Source organism: Candidatus Kaiserbacteria bacterium, from assembly GCA_017134395.1.
GTDB lineage: Bacteria > Patescibacteriota > Minisyncoccia > Phycocordibacterales > UBA2100 > UBA2100.
Genome location: CP070993.1, coordinates 42,170 through 57,364, shown reverse-complemented (window position 1 = coordinate 57,364; position 15,195 = coordinate 42,170). Strand labels below are relative to the sequence as shown.

Genomic DNA, 15,195 nt, shown 5'->3' with positions numbered 1-15,195 from the left:
GTTACTTGTCGTCGTTATTCCTTTCTAAATTGATGTCCAATGCCAGTCCACGAAGGTGTCGAACAAGCACGTTGAACGTTGCAGGCACGTTTGGTTGCCTAATGCGCTCACCTTTCACAATCGCATCGAAAGCGGCTGAACGTCCGAGAATATCGTCGGACTTTATAGTGAGCACTTCGCGTAGTGCATATGCCGCACCATAACCAAGCATCGCCCACACTTCCATCTCTCCAATACGTTGCCCACCGTTTTGAGCTTTACCACCGAGAGGTTGCTGTGTCGTAATAGAGTATGGTCCAACGGAACGCATGTGAATCTTGTCTTCTACCATGTGGTGAAGTTTCAGGATGTACATGTTTCCTATCGCAATTGGTTGGTCAAACGCTTCCCCTGTTCGTCCATCGTGAAGTACAATCTTTCCTGACTCTGGGAATCCAGCTTCTACCAACTCTTTTGTAATTTCTTCTTCTGTTGTTCCTGAGAACGGTGGAACGATAGCTTGGTAGCCAAGCTCTTCGGCCGCGAGACCAAGATGCATTTCCAAAATCTGCCCCAAGTTCATACGTGATGGAACTCCAAGCGGTGTAAGGATAATGTCGATAGGTTCACCGTCTTTTGTGTATGGCATATCTTCTTCTGGAAGAACTCGTGAAATAACACCCTTGTTACCGTGACGTCCTGCGAGCTTGTCTCCTACTGAAATGTTTCGCAGCTGTGCCACTTCAATGTGAATGCGCTTTATGATTCCACTTTCAAGCTGGTCTCCATTTTCTCGTGAGAATATTCGTACTCCCACAACGCGACCACGCTTTCCAGCCTCCATTCGAAGGGATGTATCTTTTACATCCTTTGCCTTCTCACCAAAGATAGAACGAAGCAATCGTTCTTCTGGAGTAAGCTGTGTCTCACCCTTAGGTGTTACTTTACCTACCAAAATGTCCCCTGCGCGAATTTCAGCACCAATGCGCACCACACCTTCTTCGTCTAAGTTACGGAGCTTTGTTTCTGATACGTTTGGAATATCGTAGGTTGTCACTTCAGCACCAAGTTTTGTATCACGTACGTACGCAACAAACTCTTCAACGTGAACTGAAGTAAATTTACTGTCTTTTACTAGACGCTCTGAAATAACGATAGCGTCCTCGTAGTTGGCTCCTGCCCAAGACATGAACGCAATACGTGCGTTTTGTCCAATAGCAATTTGCCCACCTACACTTGAAGAAGTGTCCGCAATAACGTCACCTCGTTTTAGTTTGTCTCCAACCTTCACCGCAACACGCTGGTGGAATAATGACATGTTGTTTGTTCGTGAGAATGAGACAAGTTTGTATTCCTTTTCTTTTCCTTTTGCATTCTTTACCGATACTCTTCGTGCGTCAGCGTACGTTACTGTTCCTGCTTCGTCAGCGATAACCAAACGTCCTGAGTCACGTGCTGCATTTTCTTCAATACCTGTGGCAACATAGGGAATTTCAGGGACGATACATGGAGTCGCCTGCTTTTGCATGTTACTTCCCATAAGTGATCGGTTAGCATCATCGTGTTCTAGGAATGGAATCATAGTTGTTGCAACTGAGAACGCCTGTCCTGTTGCTACCTCCATAAATTCAATTTCTTTGGGTTCCACAAAATATGGCTCACCCTTTTTACGAACCTCTATTAGTTTTTCTGTGATTTTTCCGTTCTTGTCACGTTCAGTTGCAGCGTGAGCAATGAAGTATTTTTCATCATCAAGCGCGTTAAGGTATACGATTTCATCAGTTACCTTACCGTTTTTAACCCGCACGTATGGTGTTTCGATAATACCAAAGTCGTTTAGCCGTGCGTGTACGGCAAGACGCAGAATAAGACCGATGTTCTGACCTTCAGGAGTCTGAATCGGGCAAAGTCGTCCGTAGTGGCTTGTGTGTACGTCACGTACATCAAACCCAGCACGCTCTCGAGTAAGCCCTCCCGGACCAAGTGCACTAAGTGTACGAAGATGTTCAAGTTCTCCTAAAATATTGTTTTGGTCCATGAACTGTGAAAGCTGGTTTGTGGAAAAGAACTCCATAACTGCAGCTGAGAATGGACGTGGGTTTATGAATTGTATTGGGAGAATAGTTTCTGCATCCACTGTAGACATACGATCTTGGATGTTTCGCTTCATGCGACTCATACCGATACGTACTTGGTGCTGCATCATTTCGCCAACATAACGAACACGACGGAAACCAAGGTGGTCGATGTCGTCTTCACGAGCTCCCTTTGTGTTGTTGAGTGTAATTATTTGAGACACAATACGAACAACATCATCAGTTGAAAGTGTTTGTTCGTCGAGCGCTTTTCCTTCTGACTTGAGGTCGAAACGATGATTGAACTGGTACCGTCCAACGCGTGAAAGATCGTATCGCTCCTTGCTAAAGATAGATAGTACAAATTCGCGAGCACTGTCTGGTGTTGCTAAATCTCCATCGCGCAGTCGTTTGTATACTTCAATAAACGCATCAGCTGTTGTTTCTGTCAGGTCGTTTTCCAAAGATGTTTTAATGGCTTCTTCGGCTCCTTCTACTCCCTTAAATGCCTTGAGCATTGCCTTCTCGTCTTCAAGCCCAAATACTTTAAGAAGCGTTGTGACTGGGAATTTCCGCTTTCGGTCGATTTTTACGTAAATAGCTCCATCTGGTTCACTCTCCACCTCTACCCATGCACCGCGAGCTGGAATAATCTTTGCACCAAAGTACTCAGATCCTTTCATAAGGTTCTTCAAGAAGAAAACACCGTACGAACGGGCAAGCTGTGGAACAACCACACGTTCAACACCATTGATGATGAACGTACCGTGGTCGGTCATGTATGGGAAATCTGCAAGAAAGATTTCTTGCGTCTTCTTCTCACCAGTCGTTTTGTTGGTGAGTTTTGCTTCAATGCGAAGCGGAACTTTGTACGTAAGTCGTTTAAACTTAGCGTAGTGTTCATCATACTCAGGTTTACCAATGGTAAAGTGAGAAATGTCGAGATCAAACTTCTTGCCAGAATAATCAGCAATCGGTGAGAACTCTTCGAAGACAGACTTAATACCTTCTTCTAATAGTCGCTTGTACGAATCGATTTGTTCGCGTACAAGGTTGGGCGTTTCAACAAGGTTCTCCGTGAACTTGCCGAAGTGTTTCTTCGGTAATGCAGTGTTACTCATATACACAATTAGAGCAATAACAACCCCGTACGAGGTGTCTCGCTTTTAAATTACACTCTATTTATAAAGGAGTTAAGCGCAGCTAGATGCTGTTTAAACCGCTTAACCATGTATTAAAAATACTTTTCGTAACACAGCCTCACCCAAGAAACTTGCCACAACACAATCCACAAAAAGATGCCGAGTATTCTACAGGACCAGCCCAAAAGTGTCAATCTTACTATATGTATTAGTTTAGTGCCTTCAATGCATAAAATCTAACTTGCTCGCGAAGTTCGGGGAAATCTTCAATTTCTTCTTTGGTAAGCCATCGCCACTCATCAGTCTCTTTTTCTGGAATAACAGCATCGGTTTTTGCCTGTGCGAAATAAATTAGCGAAATATGTTCATGAGTATCAGAGATTTTGTGACGATTAAGTGACACAGGTGCTATCAATTCCTTAAAATCTCCTTCTTCAAAATACTCACGGTTATCAAAAAGTGTAACGTCCAAACCGACTTCTTCTTTTACTTCACGAATTGCAGCTTCGTTTGGGTCTTCATCAAGTTCCACGTGCCCGCCAACTGAAATCCAGATGTCATATTTATCATGTTTACGTAACAAAACTTTACCTTGATACACAACAAACACCTCAACAGTAAAATCTATCTTCTCATGAATATGCGCCATATCTACTTCTTCCAGTCTTCGATAATAATTCGATTTTTCTTTTCATCGATGGTGAGCTTTAGTTTCTGCCGTTCACGCCATTTAAACTTCCGGATAATATCTATAGGTAATGTTACCCCATAGCTAAATCCTCCAATCTTAGATAATTTACGAACAAGATTTTCTCCAAGTCGCTTTCTCGTCTTCATAGTAAGTCATTCTATCATGTCTTCGTAGGTATTTACGTAAATACCTACGTAAACTTAAAAACATCCAATTAATTGGATGTTTTTATATAATTTCCTTAGTACTACTCGCATGTTAGGGTTACCTCAGAAGAAAAGGAGATACACATGGAGGGTACCTGTCTATCAGTCAGTGAGTACCCGGCACTGTATGAACTGTTCGCAGACATATTGGTGTATGGAACGTACGTTTTGTTATCTGTCTGTTTAGTGAGTATTTTGCTTTTTGCATGGGCATACCGTACGCAACTTGATTGGTTGAAAGCAATCTCAGGTTACTGCTTTCTTGTTTCTGTAATGATCCAAGCAATTCTATGTGTCGGATGGGCGGCACTGTCTATTCACATAGAATGCTGGGTGTAGAAACGCTTAGATCAGACAAAACTCGCACGAATTCATTCGTGCGGGTTTTTACTTTGCAAATTACTAAAACCTTGTGTATGTTCTATAGCAGGCAAAAGGAGGTTGGCATGCCAAAATCTCATCCAAACACGACCAAATCTGCTCTCATTGATTGTCAGTCGTGTGATGGTTCAGGTACGATAGCCGCTCCACCACACACAAATCCTGACAACAAAGATCTCACTTGCCCAAACTGCAAAGGGTCAAAGAAGGAGCCTAGACGCCCAATTGAAAAGGTGGGATAAAAGGAGGGGTAGATCTTTAGTTACAAAAAACCCGAATCGCTTTGCGATTCGGGTTTTGTTTCTTTTGAGACATCTTACGTGACGACAGTCAGCGTCCCGAGCAACTCCAGCCCTTTTGGTTTCCCACCTTCAGGTTTGAACCGAAAGATGCACTCACCACTGGCTTCATAATACGAGATGTTCTCGTAATCTCCATACGGACTGTTGTCAGGACGAATCTTGATACGTAAACAGCCAAGTTTTTCGTGATAACTGGCTGAAATAATTTTCGCCTTCAGTGTAACTTCCGGATTTGTAATCCTAAAAGAAACCGTCGTGTCTTCTGGATAATCCTCGGGATTTAAACTAACCGCATTTGTTACATCTGCCATTTGTCTCTCCTTTCGTACGAATCTACCATCGATACTATAGCCTTTCTTGAACTAGTGCAATACTATTTCCGCTTCCTCTTTTTCCACTCTTCAATTTTTGCATGGTGTCCCGAGAGTAATACCTTTGGTACCTTGTAGTTCTTCCCTTTCCATTTCAAAATTTCAGGCCGTGTATACACCTCAGGGCTTGCTACTCGCGTATCTTCAAGAGATTCTGCATTTCCTAATACGCCTTCTATATTTCGCGTTACCGCATCGGCTACAAGTGCCGCAGGTAGCTCGCCTCCTGTGAGTACAAATGGGCCAACAGAAACAGATTTTGCTTTCAATATTTTAACGGCGCGTGCGTCAATTCCTTCGTAATGTCCGCATAAAAAAACAATGTGTTTCTTTTTCTTTGCTAAGCGTACCGCATCTTTTTGTTCAAACTGCTTTCCACTTGGTGAAAAGAAAATCACCTCAACATCTTTTAAATCTTTGCGTCCAATAGCTTTGCGTGCTGCCTTCAATACACTCTCGGCTTCAAGCACCATTCCAGGACCACCGCCATACGGTTTTTGGTCAATCCTCTTGTGTTTATCTTTCGTAAAATCGCGGGGATTATAATACGAAACTTTAATCTTCTTATCGCGTTGTGCGCGTTTAAGCATCGAGGTATTAAAGTACCCCTCGATTGATTCTGGAAACAATGTAATTAAATGAAAATGTGTCATACATCTTACTCTTCTAACACCTTCTTCAGTTTCTCTAAATTCTCTTGCACAAATGGTTTATTTAAGTCTGATCCATCTTTCATACATTCAGCATATTCAAGATGAGAACCCTCTTTTGTCGACGTGTATGTATATCGGACTCTATACTCCCCATTGATCTCACTTAGCTCAAATAACTCGTTTGGGATAAAAGCCGAGACGACAAGTTTCGAAAAGTCATTCGTATATATTGTCCCAAGCCCAATAGGGTACGCATCAACAATCTCTTTTTCTATTGTACCGACCCAAGAACCAGTGTTGTTTGGATCTATGGTAAATGCAAAGAGTTCTTCAACAGAAGTATCTATATCTATATGTAATGTGTTTTTATTCATAATTTTATTATGTATAACATAAAACGCCGCGTTGGTCGCGGCGTTTTATATTTCTTTAGTACAAAATTAAAGTCCTAAATCTTCCATTGCTTCGTCAACTGACTTTGAAGCAGCACTCTTCTCTTCTGCTGACATCTCGTCCTTTTTTGCAACAGCTTGTTCTGGAGTTTCTGCAACTTCGTCTTGTGCAGCTGGAGCTTCTTCACGTCGTTCACGTGGCTCCCCTCCTTCTGGCTCGTTAATCTTTAGGTTTACGCGGGCATCGTTTTTCATTCCTACAACACGCAGAAGTGTTCGGAGTGCTTTTGCAGTATTACCTGCACGCCCGATAATCTTTCCCATATCGTCCTTATGTACGTCGAGTGTTAGAAGAACACCCATTTCGTCTACCGTTCGGTTTACTTTAACGTCTGCGGGGTTGTCTACCAACGCCTTTACTGCAAACTCAAGAAAGTCTTGATCCTGTTCCATGAATATCTGAATTATATTTGTTAAAAATGTGCTGCGACTAAAGCAGCACACGCATTATTGCATGCAATTGCGGTAAGTCAACGGAGAGCTGTTATGCTTCTTCTTTCTTTTCTTCTTCTGCGGCAGCTTCTTCTGTTTCAGGAGCTTCCACCTCTTCGGCTGGTGCTACGTCTGCAGCAGGCTCTTCTACTTTTGCTTCTTCTGGAGCTGCTTCAGCTGTATCTTCAGCAGGTGCTTCGACCCCTTCTTCAGCAGGAGCTCCTTCTTCTTTCCTTTCTTCTTCAGCTTGCTCCTTAACAACTGGTGATTTCTGAGGCAATACGTTGATAGTGTCAGCCTTAATGATTCCAGCCTTTACGAGCATGTTGTGTACTGTGCCACTTGCTTGTGCACCATTCTCTATCCAATGCTTAATGCGCACTTCATCAAGCTTCTGTTCTTTTGTTTTTGGGTTATAAAATCCTACACGGTCTACGTGCTTTTCGCTCTTAGGACCACGGGTATGTTCAGTCACCACCACACGGAATGAGGGGTCGTTTTTTCTACCAATTCGTTGTAATCGTATTTTTAACATATCTTCAATGAATGAATGAGCGCAACTATAACAAAATATCCTTTAATGTCTATACTTGGCGAGTCGTACGTAACTATCAGTGCGTTACACTCTATATAATGTATCCGCGTGTAAAAAGAAGAACTCCTTATTTTGAGTGCATTTATTGCTACTTAATGGTATATCTAGTGCATCAAACGCAGATATTATTAGACGCCCCCTAAAATAAGGGAGCGCCCATCACTTTCCAATCACGGAAAGTAAAGATCAACTCATATGATGGTATCATGCGTGCATCAGTTTACTGCTGTTGATAGAGGGTTATGCAACATAAAGAAAAAACAAACAAGGCTTCCCACAAAAGCGAGGTGCCATTAAGCGGGATTATAACTGTCACTAAAGGTGGCTTCGGTTTTTTTATGCATGCAGATTTAGAAGACGATGTATACATACACAACAGCAACCTCAACACAGCACTAAACGGAGACACTGTAGAGATTACCCTTTTACCACCAAGTCCACGCGATAAGCGTAGTAGCGGAAAGGTGCTCAAAGTAGTAGAGCGAGCGCAGTATCAGTTTGTTGGCCAAGTCCTCAAAGAAGGAAGCGTTTGGAAAATAAAGCCAGACAACCAACGGGTGTACTCCCCCTTTGTACTAGAAGATATACCAGCTGATGTTCACGCCGGACACAAAGTACTTATTGAAATGACATCGTGGGAACGTGCAGACGAATTACCAAAGGCTCGTATTATAGAAATTATTGGTGAATCAGGTGATCACGAAACTGAAATGAAAGCGATTTTGCTTGAACGTGGTTTTGTAAGTGGATTCCCTAGCGAAGTCGAAGCTGAAGCTCAAACTCTCTTAAGTGAGCGTGGAGTTACCGAAGATGAAATGAAATGGCGCAAAGACTTCCGTGACGTACCTACTTTTACCATCGACCCACATGATGCGAAAGACTTTGATGACGCACTTTCAATACGCGAACTACCAAACGGTAACTACGAGATAGGTATACACATTGCTGATGTCACACACTTTGTTCGACCAGGCACAAAACTCGATAATGAAGCTCGAAAACGAGGTACTTCGGTATATCTTGTAGACAGAACGATTCCTATGCTTCCTGAAGTTATTTCAAATGATCTGTGTAGTTTAAACCCAAATCAAGACAAGCGGGCATTTGCTGCAATTTTTGAACTTGATAAAAACGCTCGTGTCGTAAACCAAGCTTTTGCAAAGACACTGATAAACTCAGATAAACGATTCACCTATAGAACAGCACAAGATGTACTCGACAACACAACAGGTACCCCTCTTGCTCCATACGATAAAGACCTAAAAACCCTTTGGGATCTCTCGAGTATTCTTCGTAAGCAACGAGTTGCTGACGGAGCAATTGAATTTGAGAGTGATGAGATTCAATTTGAGCTTGATGAAAACGGGAAGCCACTGAAGGCCTATATAAAAGAAAAGCTCAATACTATGAAGCTTATCGAAGAATTCATGCTTCTGGCCAACCGCCGCGTTGCAAAGCACATCGCAGAGCACTGCAAAGGAAAGAATCCGTCCGCTTCTATGTTTGTGTACCGTATTCACGACTTGCCTAAGTCAGACAAACTTGCAGAACTCGCAGTATTCTTACGTGCGCTTGGACATGAACACTTAAGTAAGAAAGACCCTGGACAAATAGAAGCACGCGACCTTGCAGAACTTATGCGAGATATTAAGGGAACTCCTGAGGAAGCAGTGGTACAAATGGCAACGCTACGCTCAATGGCAAAAGCAGTATATAGTGACAAAAACATCGGACACTTCTCACTTGGGTTTAAGCACTACACACACTTCACTTCCCCTATTCGACGTTACCCAGATATGATTGTCCATCGAATACTTATGGCTCACCTTGATGACTCACCAATCCCAGCAGATGAGATTGCAGCATACAGACAGCTCGCCATTGCTTCGAGTCAACGCGAAGTCGAAGCAGTGAGCGCAGAACGCGAGTCTGTAAAATTCAAACAAGTAGAATACATGAGCAGCCGCGTTGGTGATATTTTTGAGGGTAAAGTGACTGGTGTTACCAAAGGAGGAATGTTTATTGCTGAAAATACTACCCATGCCGAGGGTATGGTTCGCGTAAATGCTATCCCACATGACTGGTTTGAACTTGATGAAAAGCAATATGCGCTCGTAGGACGAAAAAGCGGCAAACGATACCGTATTGGCGACGATGTTCAAGTTCGTCTTAAAAATGTAAGTCTCGATGCACGCGAACTAGACTGGGAAGTTGTTGCGTAAATAACTTTTTTAGATTGTATAAGAAATAATGCCCGGAATAATACGTCTGACACTATTTTTACATATACACTGCTAGTATGTAATTTCAATAATGCTATTCTAAAAGTATATTTAGCACGTAATTTTGAGTGTTATGGGAATCGACAGGATATTACGTAAAAAAGAAAGTCTAGAAAACATAAAAAACCCAACTGGCTTTGTATCTATTGATCATAACGGTCGTGGTTTCGCCACAATACCAAACATCGCAGAACAAATTCGAATTAAACCCGAAAACTTAGGTACTGCATTCTCTGGTGACGAAGTTGTTATCCGAGTACTTCCTAAAAAAAGAGGTCAACAAAGGGAGGCGGTAGTAATGGGGGTTAAAAAACGAAAACAAGCTGAATTTGTTGGAGCCATACAAGAAAGAAATGGTAGCAACATTAGAATAAGCACTCGGAGAATCAATCGTGAACACCCTCCCTTTGAGATAGTAGATGGTCTCCATCCAAATGTAAAAAAAGGAGATCAGGTTATTCTTGAACTCATCGAATGGAACGATCCTAAACAACGTCCCAAAGTACGCTTCAAGAGAACTGCTGGAAAAGAAGGTGATTTCGACAGTGAAGCCGCAGTAATTGCAATAGAGCACGGTTTTCCTGATCGTTTCCCTACTGAGGTACTTAAAGAAGCAAAGCAAATTTCAGAACATTCTAAACGAATGATGACACCAGAAGGTGAAATAATTCTCGACGAAGGTGAAGAACGGGAAGATTTTCGAGACAGACTAACGTTTACCATCGATCCAAAAAGTGCGAAAGATTTTGATGATGCTATTTCTTTCAAAGATTTAAAAAATGGTACCTACGAAATTGGTGTCCACATTGCTGACCCAACGCATTACATACAACCCGATTCTGCAATCGATAAGGAAGCACGCAAACGAGGTACTACGGTGTATTTACCTGATCGCACCATTCCTATGCTTCCTGAAGAAATATCTAACGAACTCTGCAGCCTAAATCCTGACGAAGAAAAACGTGCCTTCTCAATCATTTTCGTCATGGACAAAAATGGAATCGTTAAAGAAAAAAAGACACAAGTGATGAAGACAATCATAAAGTCTGATAAACGCTTCACCTACAAAGGTGCCCAAGATCTTATTAACAATAAAAACACTTTTGGTGGTCAAATTAAATCTTTCCTCGCTGGAACAAAAAGTACCGACCCATTGGAGAATGCATTGAAAACCGTATGGGAATTGACTGCAAAACATCGAGAAAATCGTACTGGACAGGGTGTTGACGAATCCCGAGACAGAAACGAATCGAAGATTAATTTTGATAGACAGGGGCGTCCTCAAAGTATTTCTAAAGAGGAGAAATACAATACTATGAAAATGATCGAAGAACTCATGGTCTTATCCAACAATGCAACCCCAGAGATTATCAGTAAGTCTATTGCGAACAAAAAGAAAGATTCACCGACTAACTTCTCTATCTATCGTGTACAACAAGAACCAGATCCAGAAAAAGTGGCAGAATTTGACACATACCTTACCGACTTAGGATTTCCGCCTGCACGAAAGAAGCATTGGCTTACAAGAAAACCTCAAGACGTAACCCAAAAAGACTTTGATGAAGTACTCATAAATATCGAGGGTACCCAGCAAGAAGACTTCGTACGAAGAGAGATGTTTGGAATTATGTATCGTGCAATGTATAGTAGCGAAAACATTGGGCACTTTGCGCTCGCAATGACAATATACGCCCACTTCACATCCCCTATTCGTCGATACTCTGATTTTATTCTTCATCGAATACTTTCACTACATACCATTTCTGGAAGTGAGCCGCTAACCCAACGAGAAGCTCAAGAGTATATCGATTTAACGGTAAAGTTAACTCACCAAACTATTGCTGCAAACAATGCAGAAAGGGATTCAGCAAAGTTAATGCAACTTAAGATTATTGAAGATGATAGAAATGACCGGCGCAAAGGTAAGGTAGCCAATATTTTTGACTACGGAGTATTTGTTATGGATAAATCTACAACTGCATATGGCCTTATACCAGCTCGTAATCTAAACAAAGACGGATGGATCTTTAAAGACAGCCCTCGTCGCTTCGAAAACAAAACAACTGGCGAAGAATTGAAGGTTGGTAGGAATGTAAAAGTGAAAGCCAGTAACGTTGACTTCGCTAAACGTCGTGTTGAATGGGATCTTGTTGCTAGCTCTGATAGTAAAGAAGGATCTAAACTTCTAGAAAAACCTACTGCCGCAAAAGCAGAAACCAAGATTAATGAAACGAAAAATAAAGAACGCGTTAATAAAATTCACAAAAGTTTTAATCTTGACGCTTTTCCTGAAAAAATTAGAAAGGATAGGGAGCATGTGCGTAAAATAACATTAGTTTCTGGTATCTTAAATGCCATCCAGAAGATGAACAACTTGTCTAGATGGCCGAATGATTTCCAGTACAAAACAACAGGAAGTATTTCATTGATTGCTAAACACAAGAAAGAGGGTATGCCTCCAACTATTAAATCGATACCGTTCCCAAAGAATCCGGAAGAATTCCTTGTAGCACTTGAAAAATTTCTTGCAGGTAAATAAAAAGTGCAACTACTTAGCCACACTCACTGCCTCATCAAACTTCACTGAAAGAAGCTTTGATATTCCGTCGTTTCCCATAGTGACTCCGTACAACTCCCCTGCTGCTTCCATTGTTTGGCGGTTGTGTGTAATGAGAATAAGCTGACTCCTCTGCGAAAGTGTTTTTACCATATCAGCATATTTGCGTGAGTTTGCCTCATCAAGCGCGGCGTCGGTTTCATCAAGAATAATAAACGGTGGTGGGTTAACTTGGCTCATAGCAAAAATGAGCGCAATCGATGTAAGTGCCCTCTCTCCACCTGAGAGCACGTCGAGGGTTGTTACTTTTTTACGTGGTAATTGAACTCGTATTTCTATTCCATCTTTAACCTCTTCTACTTCTTCTTCACTCTCTTCTTCGTTTTTCTTTACCTTCTTTACCAATTTCAAAGTCGCAGTTCCTCCATCAAATAGCATCGCGAAGAACTTCTGAAACTCCTCGTTTATTTTGTTCAACCCTTCTTCAAAACGAACTGAAATTTCTCCATCCAAACTCTCTATTATTTCAATAAGTGTTTTTTGTGAAGCCTCAAGATCTGCTATTTCTCTCTCAAGAAAAGCGTCGCGTCGCTTTGTTTCTTCGTATTCTCGTATTGTATCTTCATCTACAAAACCAGACTCTTCAAGACGTGCCTCCATGCGCTCAATCTCTCTCAGTGCGTCATCTTGTTCAGTACGAGAACGTATCGAATCTTCTGGTATCTCATTAACCTCAACTCCAATATCTTGTGCCTTATATTCAATTTTTTTAAGGTTCTCCCGAGAAGCTTCAAGTACTTGTTCTTCTCGTGAAATATCTTCGAGCACACGTTCGATATCTCGCTTTGCTTCTTTTATTTCAAAATACCGTTTCTGACTTTCTTTCTCTCGCGCTTGTTTTTGTGCTATTTCATCCAAAGCATTCGTTCTTGAAACACTAAGAGCTATCTCCTCACTAGCAAGTGAAGCCAGTGACTCTTGTATTTCGCGCAACTCCTCTTCAAGTGAGTGCAGTAGTTTTGTGTTTTGTGGCTCAGGTTCTTGTGTGTCTTTAAATTGCTCTAAAAAAGAACCTATATTCTCGACTATTGTTTTTAATGCAGAAACGTCTTCGTGTGCTGCTTCTATTTTTTGTCGCACCTGTGTAAGGAAATCTTCTACTTTCACAAAGGGAACAGACCGCACGACGTGCTCCTTCGACTCTGTTTGTGTTTTACCTACTAATGCAATTTGGCCTTCAACTCTTCCACGAGCATGTTCGAGCTTTCCTTTTTCTTCAATTAAACTTCGTGCGCGTCTATCGAGTGCTTCAAGTTCATTTGTACTGGCGGATACCTGTGTAGGTTCTACTTCTTGAGCTAATTCTTCTTTTAATTTTTTTAACTCATTCTGGGGCTCAATACGACTAGAAGCGAGCCTTTGTACCTCACTAGCTATAAAACGCCTCTCGTGTCCAATATACGTGCTGTAGGACTCTTTTATGTGCTGCTTTAACTCACGGGAGCGCTCTAGTTTCTTCATTTGTCGTTCTAGGAACGTAAGATGCGGGGCAATTTCTCGCCTCAGTATTTTAACCTCTTTTACATTCTCCGCAGTCTTCTCAAGTTTCTTCTCACTTTCAACTTTTTTGTATTGATATGTTTTTAAACCAAGTGCCTCTTCTATAATCTCACGTCGCTCCTTTTCAGAAGCCCCAAGAATTCTATCAGCTTCTCCTTGTGAAATAATGTGGTGCCCAGAAGCTCCGATTTTAGCACCAGAAAGCAACGCCGTTATGTCTTTTAGGCGGACCTTGCTTCCGTTAATGGCATATTCGTTTGCGCCATCTCGATGAACAATACGTTCAAGAACAACTTCATCGAAATCAATATCGAGCAATTGTTGTTTATTATCAAAAACCATCGCAACACGTGCACGGTTTGCTGCAGGCGTCCTCTCGTTTCCAGACCAAATAAGGTCAGGGCCACGCTTACCTCGCATTGCTTTCATTGACTGCTCTCCTAATACAAAACGAAACGCTTCAGCAGTGTTACTTTTTCCAGAACCGTTAGGGCCAACAATTCCAGCTATTGGTGAAGAAAAGGTGAGTTCACACTTCTTCGCAAAAGATTTAAAACCAGATAACTCAATCGATTTAAGATACATGTATGCACTAGTTTATAGCAAATGAACAATAGATTGTAGCTATCTATCCCCGTTGCAAAAAAGAATCCTTGCTTTAAAGCAGGGATTCTTTTTCTTTACTCTTGCAGATACTGAATTTCTTGAGTTTTTTAATGCAATGCTAGGCGCTCAAGTAAAAGTGAGTGAGCTGTGTAAACACACAGTGATTAAACTTTTGCGAAGAGCAACAACGCAGTGCGCTGAAAAACTCAAGAAATTACCAACCTTTTACCTCAATAGCCTTCTTAGCCGCCGCCTGTTCCGCCTCTTGTTTTGAACGCCCTTCCCCTTGTGCAACTGCCTTTCCAGCAATTAATGCTGCAACAATAAATTTTTTATCATGATCTGGCCCTGCCTCTCCTGCTAATTCGTATGAAGGTGTTTCGGAATATTCTTCTTGTACTTTCTCTTGGAAGAAACTTTTGGCATCTTGCCATAATCGCTCCTCTACTATTTTCTCAATCTTTCCGAAAAGTGTCTGTTCAATAAATTTCCGTGCAGCATCATACTGTTGATCCAGATACAGTGCACCAATAAACGCTTCAAATGTATTGGCAAGAATATATTGCCGTGCGCGCCCTGTGTCTTTTGCTTCACCTCTAGATAGCAATAGAAAATCGTTCATGCCAAGTTCTGTTGCAGCCGCTGAAATACTTTGCGTGTTCACCAATGATGCACGAAACGCGGTAAGTTCACCTTCGGGTCGTTCTGGGTATTTATTATATAGAAAATCAGTAATGACCAACTCAAGTACTGCGTCACCCAAAAACTCCAAACGTTCATTGTGTTCTTTTGCTACCTCCCTATTTTCATTTACAAACGAACGGTGTGTAAATGCCGTTTTTATGAGTTCTTTATTTTTGAAGGTAAATCCGACTCTTTTTTCAAATTCTGAGAAATCTTTCATGATTATA

Annotated in this window: 13 protein-coding genes; 3 read left to right on the top strand and 10 right to left on the bottom strand. The window is 41.6% G+C overall.

Translation table 11 applies throughout. The features are described from left to right. Position 1: 1 nt before the first annotated feature. The 3 genes from JXR01_00280 to JXR01_00270 form a co-directional block, all read right to left on the bottom strand. Positions 2–3,175, bottom strand: a complete 3,174-nt coding sequence (locus tag JXR01_00280) for a DNA-directed RNA polymerase subunit beta (GenBank protein ID QSH39440.1) — start codon at positions 3,173–3,175, stop codon at positions 2–4. A gap of 229 nt (positions 3,176–3,404) precedes the next feature. Then, positions 3,405–3,845, bottom strand: a complete 441-nt coding sequence (locus tag JXR01_00275) for an NUDIX domain-containing protein (GenBank protein ID QSH39439.1) — start codon at positions 3,843–3,845, stop codon at positions 3,405–3,407. 2 nt (positions 3,846–3,847) lie between these two features. Continuing rightward, positions 3,848–4,033 carry a hypothetical protein gene (locus JXR01_00270; protein ID QSH39438.1) on the bottom strand — a complete coding sequence of 62 codons (186 nt, stop codon included), beginning with the start codon at positions 4,031–4,033 and terminating at the stop codon, positions 3,848–3,850. Positions 4,034–4,509: 476 nt separating this feature from the next. On the opposite strand from JXR01_00270, the gene JXR01_00265 reads away from it, so the two are divergent. Further along, positions 4,510–4,716, top strand: a complete 207-nt coding sequence (locus tag JXR01_00265; GenBank protein QSH39437.1) for a hypothetical protein — start codon at positions 4,510–4,512, stop codon at positions 4,714–4,716. Positions 4,717–4,790: 74 nt separating this feature from the next. Here the strand turns inward: JXR01_00265 and JXR01_00260 are convergent, their stop codons facing one another. The 5 genes from JXR01_00260 to rpsP form a co-directional block, all read right to left on the bottom strand. After that, positions 4,791–5,087: a hypothetical protein gene (locus JXR01_00260; GenBank protein QSH39436.1), complete on the bottom strand. Its 297-nt coding sequence runs from the start codon at positions 5,085–5,087 to the stop codon at positions 4,791–4,793. A 62-nt stretch (positions 5,088–5,149) separates the two neighbouring features. After that, the gene (gene trmD / locus JXR01_00255; protein ID QSH39435.1) at positions 5,150–5,800 is read right to left on the bottom strand and encodes a tRNA (guanosine(37)-N1)-methyltransferase TrmD; all 651 of its coding nucleotides are present in this window, start codon (positions 5,798–5,800) and stop codon (positions 5,150–5,152) included. Positions 5,801–5,805: 5 nt separating this feature from the next. Continuing rightward, complete coding sequence (locus tag JXR01_00250) at positions 5,806–6,174, bottom strand: hypothetical protein (protein QSH39434.1); 369 nt, start codon at positions 6,172–6,174, stop codon at positions 5,806–5,808. A 66-nt stretch (positions 6,175–6,240) separates the two neighbouring features. Further along, positions 6,241–6,645: a KH domain-containing protein gene (locus JXR01_00245; protein QSH39433.1), complete on the bottom strand. Its 405-nt coding sequence runs from the start codon at positions 6,643–6,645 to the stop codon at positions 6,241–6,243. A gap of 91 nt (positions 6,646–6,736) precedes the next feature. After that, entirely contained in the window at positions 6,737–7,219 is a 483-nt protein-coding gene (gene rpsP / locus JXR01_00240; protein ID QSH39432.1) for a 30S ribosomal protein S16, read from the bottom strand. Positions 7,220–7,521: 302 nt separating this feature from the next. Here rpsP and rnr point away from each other — a divergent pair, with 302 nt between their 5' ends. After that, the gene (gene rnr / locus JXR01_00235; protein ID QSH39431.1) at positions 7,522–9,501 is read left to right on the top strand and encodes a ribonuclease R; all 1,980 of its coding nucleotides are present in this window, start codon (positions 7,522–7,524) and stop codon (positions 9,499–9,501) included. A gap of 133 nt (positions 9,502–9,634) precedes the next feature. Then, positions 9,635–12,100: a VacB/RNase II family 3'-5' exoribonuclease gene (locus JXR01_00230; protein QSH39430.1), complete on the top strand. Its 2,466-nt coding sequence runs from the start codon at positions 9,635–9,637 to the stop codon at positions 12,098–12,100. A 9-nt stretch (positions 12,101–12,109) separates the two neighbouring features. Here the strand turns inward: JXR01_00230 and JXR01_00225 are convergent, their stop codons facing one another. Both JXR01_00225 and rnc read right to left on the bottom strand, forming a co-directional pair. Beyond that, positions 12,110–14,263 (bottom strand): AAA family ATPase, encoded by a 2,154-nt coding sequence (locus tag JXR01_00225; GenBank protein QSH39429.1) that lies wholly within the window; start codon positions 14,261–14,263, stop codon positions 12,110–12,112. Positions 14,264–14,498: 235 nt separating this feature from the next. Next, complete coding sequence (gene rnc, locus JXR01_00220) at positions 14,499–15,188, bottom strand: ribonuclease III (protein ID QSH39428.1); 690 nt, start codon at positions 15,186–15,188, stop codon at positions 14,499–14,501. Positions 15,189–15,195 lie beyond the last annotated feature (7 nt).

What these genes read in the sequence shown, in the direction of transcription:
- JXR01_00280 (QSH39440.1), bottom strand. Translation starts at nt 3,175, where the DNA reads ATGAGTAACACTGCATTACCGAAGAAACACTTCGGCAAGTTCACGGAG.
- JXR01_00275 (QSH39439.1), bottom strand. Translation starts at nt 3,845, where the DNA reads ATGGCGCATATTCATGAGAAGATAGATTTTACTGTTGAGGTGTTTGTT.
- JXR01_00270 (QSH39438.1), bottom strand. Translation starts at nt 4,033, where the DNA reads ATGAAGACGAGAAAGCGACTTGGAGAAAATCTTGTTCGTAAATTATCT.
- JXR01_00265 (QSH39437.1), top strand. Translation starts at nt 4,510, where the DNA reads ATGTTCTATAGCAGGCAAAAGGAGGTTGGCATGCCAAAATCTCATCCA.
- JXR01_00260 (QSH39436.1), bottom strand. Translation starts at nt 5,087, where the DNA reads ATGGCAGATGTAACAAATGCGGTTAGTTTAAATCCCGAGGATTATCCA.
- trmD (QSH39435.1), bottom strand. Translation starts at nt 5,800, where the DNA reads ATGACACATTTTCATTTAATTACATTGTTTCCAGAATCAATCGAGGGG.
- JXR01_00250 (QSH39434.1), bottom strand. Translation starts at nt 6,174, where the DNA reads ATGAATAAAAACACATTACATATAGATATAGATACTTCTGTTGAAGAA.
- JXR01_00245 (QSH39433.1), bottom strand. Translation starts at nt 6,645, where the DNA reads ATGGAACAGGATCAAGACTTTCTTGAGTTTGCAGTAAAGGCGTTGGTA.
- rpsP (QSH39432.1), bottom strand. Translation starts at nt 7,219, where the DNA reads ATGTTAAAAATACGATTACAACGAATTGGTAGAAAAAACGACCCCTCA.
- rnr (QSH39431.1), top strand. Translation starts at nt 7,522, where the DNA reads ATGCAACATAAAGAAAAAACAAACAAGGCTTCCCACAAAAGCGAGGTG.
- JXR01_00230 (QSH39430.1), top strand. Translation starts at nt 9,635, where the DNA reads ATGGGAATCGACAGGATATTACGTAAAAAAGAAAGTCTAGAAAACATA.
- JXR01_00225 (QSH39429.1), bottom strand. Translation starts at nt 14,263, where the DNA reads ATGTATCTTAAATCGATTGAGTTATCTGGTTTTAAATCTTTTGCGAAG.
- rnc (QSH39428.1), bottom strand. Translation starts at nt 15,188, where the DNA reads ATGAAAGATTTCTCAGAATTTGAAAAAAGAGTCGGATTTACCTTCAAA.